Here is a 12,846-nt window from a genome sequence, read left to right on the forward strand (position 1 = left end):
ATTATTCAATCCAAGCAGATAATTCCAGCTTTTTTTGAGTTTCTGTCTCAATCACAGAGTAAACTGTCTCCCGTGGCGTAATCAATTGCGCACAGTCAGAATTAATGTTTTGTCGCTGTTGTTGAACAAAATCGGAGATGTCCTCAATATTCAAAATCCAATCTTTGGCGTAAGCGGCTAATACTTGACCGCGTAACCCTAACTGAATAGCACGGCGTTCTAACTTAGCCCCAGAGGGGTGATGGTCGGGGTCCCATTGTAGGCGTACTTGTGACTGCTGCAAGGCTGTTTGCCAAGCACTTTTACTGGCATAGATTTCGGGAATAAAGCTGGAATGAACAGCCAAAGCCAAAATTTCATCAAAAGCCGAACGTTTCAGCCATATAGCTAATACTACCTCTTGTCCAGCTTTTGTACCCCAGCCAGAACGGTACATCATCCACAAAAAGTTAGGCTTGATCCAACTCATGCGATCGAGACTAAATTCGCCACCAAAATAACCATTAATGGCAGCGAAGTTACCAATAGCTGGACGATATGCTTGATAAACAACAATTGATTGGTCGTCATATTGCGCGAGAATATGACGACCAGTTTCTGGCCAGCGACTTACTTGATTTAAATAGGGTTCTGTTATCAGCCGCACACAGAATTAACTCTATTTCCTATGCCAAGAGACTTTAGGCAGAATTTGTTTGTTATCGACTCGATTCTGATACTTGATAGCGAAGTTTAACAGTGAATCAAGCAGAGAATCAGAGAGGTAGTGCGGTTGTAAACCTAAATCAAGTAATTTAGTGTTTTTAGCGTTGAAATAATGCTCTTCTTTTTCAACTCTGGGATTATCGAGGTTATTGATTTCCACATTCAATCCCATTGCGTTCCCGGCTTTTTTCACCATCACTGCCAAGTCACCAACGCTAAATTGCTCGGTAAATTGGTTAAAGACGCGGAATTCGCCAGGTTGTGCAGGATTGGCGATCGCCAATTCAATACACCGCACTGTATCTCGAATATCTAAAAATCCGCGGGTTTGTCCGCCTTTACCGTAGACGGTGAGGGGATGACCAATGGCCGCTTGAATACAGAAGCGGTTAAGTGCTGTACCAAACACTCCATCGTAATCAAGGCGGTTAATTAACAATTCGTCCATTCCCGTTTCTTCGGTTAAGACGCCATAAACTACACCCTGATTTAAGTCTGTAGCCCGCAATCCCCAAATCCGACAGGCAAAATGGATGTTATGACTGTCATGGACTTTGCTGAGGTGATACATTGAACCTGGTTGTTTGGGATAAGGCAATGTATCTTTGCGCCCATTGTGTTCAATGGTGATGTAACCTTCTTCGATGTCGATGTTGGGTGTACCGTATTCACCCATTGTTCCCAACTTGACTAAATGACAGTCGGGGAAATCTTCCCGCATCGCATACAGTAAATTCAAAGTGCCGACTACATTGTTCACCTGAGTCAGAACTGCATGTTCGCGGTCGATCATCGAAAAAGGAGCCGATCGCTGTTCCCCAAAATGCACGATCGCACCGGGTTGGAATTTGTCCAGTGCTTTCTTGAGGAACTCGTAATTAGTAATGTCGCCAACAAAAAGGTCTATGGATTTACCGGTTAAGTCGTACCAGCGCTGAAGACGTTGTTGAATTGGCGCGATCGGAGTGAGAGTTTCGACACCTAACTCGTTATCCCAGTGCCGCCGCACTAAACTATCTAAAATCCCAACCTCATAACCTTGATTTGAGAGGTAAAGAGCAGTCGCCCAACCGCAATAGCCATCGCCACCAATAACCAGGACTTTCATTTTTACCTGTTTTCACTCGCTGTAAGCTAAATCTACCAGGTTTGTGTCACCTCTCAACCATCCTAAGGGGGAAAGTACTCAACAGATGTTTTTTCAAACTGCCGTTTGTCATAGCTGGCGAAAGGGTTTCAAGGCAGTCGCAGTGGGAAAATTTTTATCGCCATGTATGGGGGAGTGTGGGGGGACAGGGAGGAGCCACTGCGTTGCGCGGGTTCCCCGCGTTGTAGCAAGTGGCGTTGACAAGGAAGAAAAAAGGACTATTACCTTTTGACCATTGACTCTTGACTCTTGACAAATGACCAATGCCCCATGCCCAATGACAAATATTACTTAGGAACTTTATATTGTTGAGCAATGTAGTAAAAAAAACGGTAGTAATCAGTAAATTCTTGGCTGGGGCTGCGTCCTTGCCAGTGATATTTAACTTGGCCTTGAGTGATGGTGAGGGTCATGGAACTGACTTGCTGACCCACTTCTACAACCATTATTCCGGGTATTCCTTGGGCGGTTTTAAAGTTGGGATTAACAGTAACTTTGGCATCTTGCTTGACCGCATCTGGTATTCTATTACCTGCCCAAGAGCGTATTTCTACTGTTTTATTTTCAGGCGAGACAAAGACAATTCCATCGTCATTATCCGGTGGTGGTAAGGCATTCCAGTTGTTAGGGTAAGGAAATTCAAAACCGTAGCGATTATTAGTATAAGTCTTCCAAGTGATATTAGAGACATTAAAACCAGGTGTTGCACACCCCCACAGCATCATCAATAAAGCGATCGCTTTGCCAAAACTGCGGGCGTTGAGAGAAATTTTTCGCCCCAAACTACAGGCCTTAACCGTAGTAGTAGACATTATTGCACCTAGTTATAAATTCTCAAAAGTTGGTTTTATTTTATACTCAAAATCAATTTTTAGCACCTTGAATGTTCATTTTTGTTTCAAAGGAATAGCGATCGCAAATTCAGTACCTTTTCCTGGTGATGAAATACATTCTAAAGAACCACCATGTTGTTTCGTGATAATTTGATAGCTAATCGATAGTCCTAAACCAGTACCTTTTCCTACAGGCTTGGTGGTAAAGAACGGATCGAAGAGGCGTTGGTGAATCAACTCATCCATTCCTGGGCCGTTATCAGCTATGTAAATTTTTACCTGGTTTGTTGTCGTCACTTCTGTCCGAATGGAAATGATGCTTGGGTTGGCGGCAATTTCTTCAGGGGAGCGTTGTTTATCTTGTTCCTCTAGTGCATCGATCGCATTACTGAGGATGTTCATAAATACTTGGTTTAATTGCCCTGCGTAGCATTCGATCGCGGGCAAGTTACCATACTCCTTGACAACTTGAATACCACAATGACCTGGCTTGGCTTTCAGGCGATTCTGCAAAATAGTTAGGGTACTGTCAATCCCAGTATGGATGTCAACATATTTGATTTCTGATTCATCCAGCCGTGAGAAGTTGCGTAGTGAAAGTACAATTTCCCGAATCCGATTTGTACCAACATGCATGGATTGCAGTACTTTTGTCAAATCCTCAATCATGAATGCGAGATCCATAGCTGCGATCTCATCTTGAATTTCTGGCACTGGTTGGGGATAGTGTTGCTGATATAAAGCGATCAACTTCAATAAATTCTCTGTATACTCAGCAATGTGGCACAAATTACCATGTATAAAGTTGACGGGATTATTGATCTCATGTGCTACTCCAGCTACCATCTGCCCCAAGCTAGACATTTTTTCGCTCTGAATAATCTGAAGTTGAGCTTGTTTTAGTTCTTTGAGGGTTTGTTCCACCTCTTGTTTTTTTTGTTGTAATTGAGTTTCGGTGTGTTTGCGATCGCTAATATCAATCAGCATTCCATCCCAAACCATCTGCCCATCTTCCCAAAGCTCTGGCTGAGAGGCAGCTTTCACCCACTTTAATTTTCCAGTTGCGGTGATAATCCGCCATTCATGCTGAAAGGGAGTTAAGTTTTGGGCAGATTCAATCACTGCTTGCATCAACTCTGCTCGATCCTCAGGGTACTCAAAATCTCGGAGGCTACACTTCCCGGACATGAGATCTGCGGCGCTAACCTCATAAAGGCTTTGGCATCCAGAACTGACATAGGGCATAGAAGAAGACCCATCAGGGCTAATGCGAATTTGATAAATTAACCCAGGGATATTATTTGCTAGCTTTTGGAAACGAGCTTCATTAGACTGAAGTGCAGCATAGAGTTTGGCATTTTCTAAGGCAGTGGCAGCTTGGGTAAACAAAAAATTGAGTATCAGCAAGCAACGATCTGTAAAGACACTTTTTGTACTGCGATGCTCTAGATAGAGAATGCCAACCAAATTTCCCTGATTCACAATTGGGCTACACAATAAACTCTGAGGCTGATGTTGCAGAATGTAGTCGTCTTCTATTTTCAAGTTGGTTTTGCCGTCACCAACAATTGCAGGCTCTAGGGTGTGTTTGACGTATTGAATCAGTTTGCAGGGAACTTTTGAACTTCCTTCTAACGCTTCTGTTAGCAACAAAACATCGGGCGCGGTTGCGGTTGTTCGCATCGTGGCGATCGCCTGAATTTGCCAGTTTTCCTCTTGGGGTAGGATTAAAACACAGGTTTCTGCACCAGAATTTTCCAAAATGATTTGGGTGAGGGAATGGATAAGTTCTTTGAGCTGAATCTTACTAGAGAGGATTTGAGTAGCTTTCAGTGCTGTTATGAAATCTAGTGCATCGGTAATGCCGCTAATAGTACTGGCGATATGGGTTGTTTTGAAGGACGTAAAACTTGCCAGCGTCTCGAACAGATTGCAGGTTAATGGTTGGGGTTGCAGAATCGGTTGGATTAGGTGGAAGTAGTGCTGTTCTAAATCGTGAATTTTGGCTTTGGCTCCCCAATGGGTATAGCAATAGTAAGCCTCTTGCAAATAGCCAGCGGCGACCTTTTCTTTACCCCAAGCTAGATAGAATTTGGCAGCTAGTTCGTTAGCCAGGGCTTCATCTTGAAGATATCCCTGTTGCTTGGCACCAGCGATCGCGCGATCGTAACTTTCAATGGCTTCAGTTTTGTTTCCCAACACCCGCTGGCGTTCGGCTTCCACCAGATCGGATTTATGCAGAAAATTCATTGGGGCAAATTTAGCCCAGGTTTTGAGCTTTGTGTTACTGGCATCTGCCTGCAAGAGCAATTGTTGCTGTTGAGAATTACTATTTGACGAACAGGCAGCCAACCGAGCTAGGGCATCGTAATAGTAAAACACGGGCACAGAAAACATCCCTGCTCCCCCTTTGAGGTATTGTGCGCCGCGATCGGCATTTTCCAGGGCAGCAGGGAGATCGTGAAACCAATAGCTGAGGGTTAACTTATTGAGGAAAAATAGATGAATTGCCAACTCATCATTGCTGTTTAGTAATGTATTTAAAAGTATTTCTTCATCACAAAATTCTCCGACCAAAAGCTCTGGCTGCGTTTGAATTTCCGTCAGATTGATGATAGTTTGACCAATGATTTTAGACCAACCAACAAAACTGCTAACTGCGGCAAAATCAGAACCATAAACTCGAATTTTTTCACATAACTCTTCTAGAATCTCGCCACCACTCAGATAGGTGTAGAGAAGTTTGAAGACCATTGAAATCGGCCCGTGAATTGAATCTCCAGTTTCCAAGCCAGCGATATAAGAATTTTGCAGTAGGGCGATCGCCTGCTTAACTGGCTCTTGTTGCCATTGAATAAACGCAGCTACCTTAAAGCTGGTCATGCTTTGAATAGATTGCGCAGGCAAAAGATCCAAAAGCTTTAACGCCAGCTGCCCAAATTGATAACCGATTTCTGGTCGGTTGAAAGCGGTACTCACAACAATACCGAAGTCTGCATATCCCGGTGCAGAAAGGGGAGCATTGCCATATCGCAGCGAGAGATTAACTTCTTCACAAGCTAGTAGAGGAAACAAATAGGGAGCCGCCTGGTGAACTGAAGGAACCAGATTCGCCAGCATTCGTAGAGCAGCTAATGCCTGAGCATCCGTCATACTGGGTAAATTCAGTAAATCTTCAATTTTTCTATCGCCTAGGGTGGAGAGTGTGGTTTCCACTTGCTGCTGAATCTCTGAAGGCGTGGCAGATTCGGGAATGGTTATCCCCAGTTGTTGCAGCACTGCACGCCCTAGGGCAATGGCTTGCAGTTGTTGCCCTTGCACCTGATAAGCCTGAAGTTTGACTTCATAGACCTTCATTTTGTCGAGTAAACTGGTTGTCCGTTGCAGAACGGTTTGAATCCAGGTTTCCATAGATTCAAATTCACCGTTAAGTAGGGCGGCTTCGGCTGCTTCTTCGTGTAAATGGCGAGTCAACTCGCTAGAGGTTTGCCAACCCTTAGCTGCTAGCAGTCGAATTCCAGTTTGAAAGTAGTGAATAGCTGCACTGTAGGCGGTAGCGTCCTTTGCTTTACGTCCGGCTTTGAGATTTAATTGCGCTAACCGTTGCTGTTCTATTGACTCGGTAATCAACGGAATACCGCAATTTAACTGACTGACGATTTCAAACAGTTGCTTTTCTTGTTCGGCGATGGAGAGATTTGCTAGCAGCAGATTGCCGATGTGATAGTGGTTGACTTGTTTATGTTCCTGGGGAATTAGAGAATAGGCTGCTTGCTGGATGCGATCGTGCAGAAAGCGATAGGGTACTGCCAAGGTTTGCAGGCTGTTGGCATCTCCTGTTTCATCTTGAAAAAACTTGTAGGTTTCATTCAAAGGCACAATGAAGCGTTCTTGCAAGGCTTTCCATAATGCGCTAGCGATCGCGGCTTCTGATTGCTTGGCCACAATGGCCAGGGTTTGCAGATCGAACTGCGCCCCAATACAAGCAGCTAGCTTTAACACATCTTGAGTTGCTGGGGGCAATTTTTGCAACTGCTGCGCCATGAACTCGACTACATCATCTGTTAAACTTTGGGCTTTGATTTGGCTGATGTCACATTGCCAACCTCCTCGCCGTTCCCCATACTGAGGCGGAATGAATTGGATAAATCCATCTTCATACAATGCTTTCAGGAACTGGGTAGTAAAAAAAGGATTACCCTGAGTTTTCTGATATACCAGGTCAGTTAACGGTTGTGCCAAAGGGCGATCGCAATTCAAGCTATCTGCGATTAGTTGATTGATATCGTCGTGACTTAGGGGTTGTAGCGTAATAGTGTTAACCCTGGCTCCCGTTTGCTGCAATTCCTGAATAATTAATATCAAGGGATGCACAGGTGACACTTCGTTATCTCGATAGGCACCGAGAATCAGCAAATGACCAACCTCATGTATTAGCAGTTGGATCAGTTGAAATGAAGCTGAATCTGCCCATTGCAAGTCATCGAGGAAAATTACCAGGGGATGTTCTGGGGCTGTAAAAACATGAATAAATTTCTGAAACAGCAGTTTGAAGCGATTTTGGGCAGCGTTCCCCGATAGCTTTGGTACAGCAGGCTGTTTACCAATAATTTGTTCCAGTTCGGGAATGACTTCAACGATCGCCTGTCCGTTGTCTCCCAAGGCTTCGAGAATCTTGGTTTTCCAGACAGCAAGCTGGGCATCACTCTCTGTCAAAAGTTGCCCGATTAAGTCTCCAAATGCCTGGACGAAAGCTGAGAAAGGAATATGACGCTGAAGTTGGTCGTATTTCCCTTTGATGAAGTAACCTCGTTGGCGCACAATGGGTTTGTGTACTTCATTCACCACAGCGGTTTTGCCAATTCCTGAGAATCCGGCAACTAGCATGAGTTCGGTGCTGCCCATGCTTACACGGTTGAAAGCGTTGAGCAATTCCTCTACTTCTGCTTCTCGACTATATAAGCGCTCGGAAACTAGGAAGCGCTCGCCCAAATCTTGCTGCCCAAGTGAAAATGCCTCGATCGTGCCAGTTTCCTCAAGCTGAGTCAGGCACAGTTCCAGATCGTGCTTCAATCCCAAAGCGCTCTGATAACGATCTTCGGCATTTTTCGCCATCAACTTGCCAACAATCGCTGACAGCACCGGCGGAATGTCTGGGTTAAGTTGGTGAACTGGAGGCGGTTGCTTGGCGATATGGCAATACACTAAGTTCATCGGGTCTTCTGATGGAAAGGGGATCTGCCCAGTCAGAAGTTCAAAGAAGGTGACTCCCAAGGCATAGAAATCGCTGCGATAGTCAATACCTCGGTTCATGCGTCCGGTTTGCTCGGGAGCCAGATATGCCAAAGTGCCTTCGAGTTTTTGGGGATTTTTGACCTCTGGCGTTTCTTTAGGCAACACAGAAGCAATGCTGAAGTCAATCAGTTTAACTTGTTTGGTTTGGGGATGAATCAGGATATTGCTTGGTTTAATATCTTTGTGGACGATTTGGTGGTGGTACAGTTCTTGCAGAATGTCGGTTAGTTGTAGAGCGATCGCCAAAAAAGTAGAAATATCTAGCGGTTGTTGCTGGACAAATTGCGCCAAAGAAACTCCACCAAAGTCTTCCATGACGATAACGTAGCTATTACCAGAGATTTCCAGGCTGTAGGATTGGATAATGCCAGGCAGGTTGAGGTTTTTTGTAATGGTGAACTGATTGCGAAACTGGATCGATTCGCTAAATCCTGGTGTGGGGTTTCGCAAAAACTTGAGAACAACTGGTTGCTGGTTAGATTCTCGCGTTGCTTGGTAAACCAGAGTTCTGGAACCAGCATAAATCTGCTTGGTAATTTGATAGCCCAGCAACTCTGGATATAATTTTATAGATTGCATATAAATTGATTTATTAGTAAAATATTATACTTTAGTATAAAAATATTATAAGTAGCAATTCTGAGGAAAATCTGAAGAATTATATTTTCAAAAATTTATTTCTATAAGCATGATGTGAGTTAAAAATACCCAAGCTATAGCAAGAGTTTCAAGCTGTGGATTGAGGAAGATGTTGAGCGATTTTGAGGTATTTATCCCTTGCCAAACTCTAACTCACATTAGGCGTTATATACCAGGAGGGATGGACAAAATTTACTCATTTTTAAAATTGTTACTAATGGTAAGAGTTCTTTGAATTTTGAGAGCGAAGTTTTATATGCATATACTTGAGAAAAAGCCTACAAAAAGAGCTTGGTCTGGAGCGATCGCTCAACCTGCAACCGAATTTCCACCTACGGAATTACCAATTCTTTATGGCAACATCCCTGAAGGCTTACGTGGCACCCTTTACCGCAATGGCCCCGCACGACTAGAACGTGGTGGAATACACGTAGGACACTGGTTTGATGGCGATGGGGCAATTCTAGCTGTGAATTTTACCGATACAGGAGCAACTGGAGTTTATCGCTACGTGCAAACAGCCGGTTATCAAGAAGAAGCAGCCGCAGGTAAACTGCTTTACGGTAACTATGGCATGAAAGCATCAGGGCCAATTTGGAATCAATGGCGCAGACCCGTCAAGCACGTAGCTAATACCTCAGTATTGGCATTACCAGATAAACTTTTAGCACTCTGGGAAGGCGATAATCCCTATGCCCTCGACCTTGAAAGCTTAGAAACTAGAGGTTTAGATAATTTAGGTGGTTTGGATAAGGGATTACCCTATTCTGCGCATCCCAAAGTCGATTACCAAACTCAAGAGATTTTTAACTTTGGCATTAGTCCAGCACCAAATGCCACGCTCAATGTTTACAAGAGCGACTTTACAGGCAAAATTCTGCAAAAAGCAAAGTTTACATTAGAAGGCCTTCCCGCAATTCATGATTTCGTGCTAGCGGGACAGTATCTGGTATTTTTTGCTCCAGCTGTGCGGGCAAATATTTGGCCTCTCCTTTTGGGAACTAGCACATATAGCGATTCTCTCAAATGGCATCCAGAAGTAGGTACTCAAATTTTGGTAATTGACCGTGACAATTTATCTTTAGTCAGTCGTGGAGAAACCGAACCTTGGTTTCAATGGCATTTTGCTAACGGTTATGTCGATGCTAGCGGCGTAGTAATTGTAGATATCGCCCGTTATCGAGATTTTCAGACCAACCAATATCTCAAAGAAGTAGCCACAGGAGAAACTCACACCCCAGCTAAAAGTACTCTAACGCGAGTTCATCTACATCCCGACACAGGTAAAGTTACAGCAATTCAAGAACTAATAGATAGACATTGTGAATTTCCTAGCGTACCACAGCAAAATGTCGGACAAGCCTCGCGCTATACATATATGTCTTCATTCCGCCCAGAATCGGATATAGCCCAAGAAATATTAAACACGATCGCGCGTTTCGATAGCCAAACTGAAACCTTTACCGAGGCAGATTTAGGCGAAAATCGCTATTGCTCAGAACCTATTCACGTTCATGATGCACAAAATCAAGCGCAAAGTTGGCTGCTAACCCTTGTCTATGACGGCAATTCTCATAGTAGCGAAGTTTGGGTATTTGATAGCGATCGCCTGGATGAAACACCGATTTGCAAACTAGGATTACCTAGCGTCATTCCCCCAGGTTTTCACGGTACTTGGAAACCTGCTTAATTTTACAAGTTTGCAAGATGCCCGATTTCTTCAATAAATCGGGCATCTGAATTTATTGTAAGTAATCATTAATTAACTGTTGCGATACTTTATTTAATTGCTCAATCATATTTTGGCGATCGGCATCTTCTAAAGCAATAAAAATACTTTCATACTCTTCTTTAAAACTTTCTAATACATCACTAACTAGTAATTCGATTAATTGCTGTTGCTGTTTTCTTTTATTTGTAACTCTCCCGAATTTGGAAATCACATTATTCAATCTATTAGGCGTTACCAAAGATAGCATTTCCTGGCTTAACTCCTCTTCTATACTCATTTCTTGAGTAATTATTGGCTGTTGTTGCACAGTCCATTTTCGCGCCTGATGAAATCTGCTATCTTCTGCAAATTCTGGAATTTTCTTCTTAATGATGGGACGGATTTTTTCTTTACCTTTCTCTATATAAATAGAATGAAGTGGTTTAATTACAACTCCCTCAGCCTTATTCATACAAGGTAACTTTGGTAAACCTAAAATTGCGGGAATTGTAGACTCAAACTCAATGTTATATGCCATCGCATCATGATATTTACCGATAAATAATGGCGTTGCTGCCATCATTCCCACGTGCTGACAGAGTTTGAGTAGTATTTCATAATCTAAATAATATCTTGTTGCTGTAGTTTCACTATACCAACCAACAATATCAAAAGCACAATATTCTATTTTAGGTGAATAATAAACACCAGTTTGTACAGCTTGAACCTGACTCACAGCAGGTACATCTGGATGGGGATACTCTCCGCCAAATAATTCCCCATAAACATATATTTTCTGGAAAAGAGTTATAGCTTTTAAAATTTGATAAATCTCTTTTACCTGGCGCGATAATTTATCTTTTAAAGATTGATAACTAAAAAAATCTTCTTCTCGCTGTAAAAATTCCTTCCGTTTAGCAAAGCGTACCTCGTAACCATCGGTAGTTATACCAAAATTAGCACCATGAATTTTTTCCGTTACCACCCAATCTGTTTTGTTCAAAAGGCGATAATCGGATTCTGTCAAAGCCCATTTATTGGGATTCTCCGGAATTTTTTCATAGCTGAGGTACTTCCACTCGGTGACGTTGCTATCTACTGCGTCCATAAATAGCAAAAATATCCTTGTAATTATTTTTGTAATACTTATTGTAATACAAAAACAGGAGGATGTTGTTAGCGATCGCTTAGACAAAAAACTTCTTGCTAATTTAGCATTTTCCTGCAACTTTCATGAATAAAAGACGCGTTAAGGCAAGCCTAACGCATCCTTATTTCTACAAGTCAGTTGTGGCTGACTAAGCTAGTAATTTATGTTATGAGGATGGCAGTCCTACTGCTTTAAAAGCTGACCGGACTATCTGAGTTGAACCTACAGGTACTTGTCCACTCTTGATTAACAAGCGAGTAGAGTCCACAATCACAGTAACTGCATCATTGAAATTAGCAGTCGCCCAGAGTTTTTGCAAAGCTGTATACCAAATTAACGTTGCTTTATCTGTGCCAATTTCTATTGCCGTTAGGTAGAATGCCTTATTGGGAATGCCACTGTTAATATGCACTCCCTGATTATCTTCTTCTCCTTGAAAATAATCTTTCATGTGACCAGGCTGAATGTCTTTACCTAACAAGGAATTATCATAAGCCGTTCCTGGTTCTTTCATGGAACGCAGAGCTTCACCATACAATTCTGGCCCCATAATCTCATCACCGATGAGCCAGTCTGCTTCACCAGCAGTCTGCTTGAGGGCAAACTGAGTAATAGCAGTACCAAACACATCAGAAAAATGTTCGTTTAACGCTCCAGACTGACTGTAGTATTCTAGACTAGCAGTGTGCTGAGTCACACCATGAGCTAGCTCGTGAGCAATTACATCTAGTGATTTAGCAAAACTGGAAAAAATTTGACCATCTCCATCCCCAAAGGTCATTTCGTCGCCATCCCAGAAGGCGTTCATGTAAAGTTCTCCGAAATGAACATTGAGAATTAAGTCCATTCCTAAATTATCAATGGAGTTTCGCCCTAGCAGACTTTTAAAATAGTCACGAACTAAACCGGAGTATTCATAAACTTTGGTGACATCTTCATCAACCGTAACAGGAGCGCCCTCGCTACGCACTAACTGAACTCGTTGCTCCTCCTTATGTTGAGAATCGTAGACTTCACGAGCAGATGTCCCAGTAGATTCAGCTTTTTTCCGCTTTTTTTCAGTTTTAGCAGCTCTTTTTTGACGTAGCTCCCTGCTTTTTAAAAGACTCTCTCGTGCAGGTTCTACTCCTGCTTTTGCTAAATTTTCGGTAACAAAGGGAGGAACAAAGCAGCAAAAACATTTGGAGTTGCAGATATGGATTCTCATGCTCTTCTCCTATTTCACGAGTTAATTTCGGATTTTGAGCGAATATTTTGTTAGCAGCTTTTAAAAGCTACTATTTTAGAGACTAACAGCAGTTTTACTGAGAAAAACAATATCGTTGTATTAAATTAACATTTCCTTTAATCATTGAAAAATAAACAC

7 protein-coding genes are annotated in these 12,846 nt (G+C 42.7%); 1 reads left to right on the forward strand and 6 read right to left on the reverse strand.

Going from position 1 to position 12,846, the window contains the following annotated elements:
• Nucleotide 1 precedes the first annotated feature (1 nt).
• From AACU33_RS10515 to AACU33_RS10530, 4 genes are all read right to left on the reverse strand, one after another.
• Nucleotides 2-646 carry a DUF4291 domain-containing protein gene (locus tag AACU33_RS10515; protein WP_096588453.1) on the reverse strand — a complete coding sequence of 215 codons (645 nt, stop codon included), beginning with the start codon at nucleotides 644-646 and terminating at the stop codon, nucleotides 2-4.
• A 12-nt stretch (nucleotides 647-658) separates the two neighbouring features.
• Entirely contained in the window at nucleotides 659-1,813 is a 1,155-nt protein-coding gene (locus AACU33_RS10520) for an NAD-dependent epimerase/dehydratase family protein (protein ID WP_096588454.1), read from the reverse strand.
• Nucleotides 1,814-2,139: 326 nt separating this feature from the next.
• Nucleotides 2,140-2,664 (reverse strand): hypothetical protein, encoded by a 525-nt coding sequence (locus tag AACU33_RS10525; protein WP_339375905.1) that lies wholly within the window; start codon nucleotides 2,662-2,664, stop codon nucleotides 2,140-2,142.
• Between the two features lie 75 nt (nucleotides 2,665-2,739).
• On the reverse strand, nucleotides 2,740-8,559 hold the full coding sequence (locus AACU33_RS10530) for a trifunctional serine/threonine-protein kinase/ATP-binding protein/sensor histidine kinase (protein WP_096588455.1): 5,820 nt from the start codon (nucleotides 8,557-8,559) through the stop codon (nucleotides 2,740-2,742).
• Between the two features lie 316 nt (nucleotides 8,560-8,875).
• Between AACU33_RS10530 and AACU33_RS10535 the strand changes: the two genes are divergently transcribed.
• Nucleotides 8,876-10,309, forward strand: a complete 1,434-nt coding sequence (locus AACU33_RS10535; protein ID WP_096588456.1) for a carotenoid oxygenase family protein — start codon at nucleotides 8,876-8,878, stop codon at nucleotides 10,307-10,309.
• Nucleotides 10,310-10,361: 52 nt separating this feature from the next.
• On the opposite strand, the gene AACU33_RS10540 is transcribed toward AACU33_RS10535, so the two are convergent.
• Together AACU33_RS10540 and AACU33_RS10545 are read right to left on the reverse strand one after the other, a co-directional pair.
• Nucleotides 10,362-11,438: an RNA ligase family protein gene (locus AACU33_RS10540; RefSeq protein WP_096588457.1), complete on the reverse strand. Its 1,077-nt coding sequence runs from the start codon at nucleotides 11,436-11,438 to the stop codon at nucleotides 10,362-10,364.
• A 208-nt stretch (nucleotides 11,439-11,646) separates the two neighbouring features.
• Nucleotides 11,647-12,687: a M4 family metallopeptidase gene (locus AACU33_RS10545; RefSeq protein WP_096588458.1), complete on the reverse strand. Its 1,041-nt coding sequence runs from the start codon at nucleotides 12,685-12,687 to the stop codon at nucleotides 11,647-11,649.
• Between the last annotated feature and the right edge of the window lie 159 nt (nucleotides 12,688-12,846).

It is taken from the genome of Calothrix sp. NIES-2098, assembly GCF_963875125.1.
In the GTDB taxonomy this organism is placed as follows: Bacteria; Cyanobacteriota; Cyanobacteriia; order Cyanobacteriales; family Nostocaceae; genus Aulosira.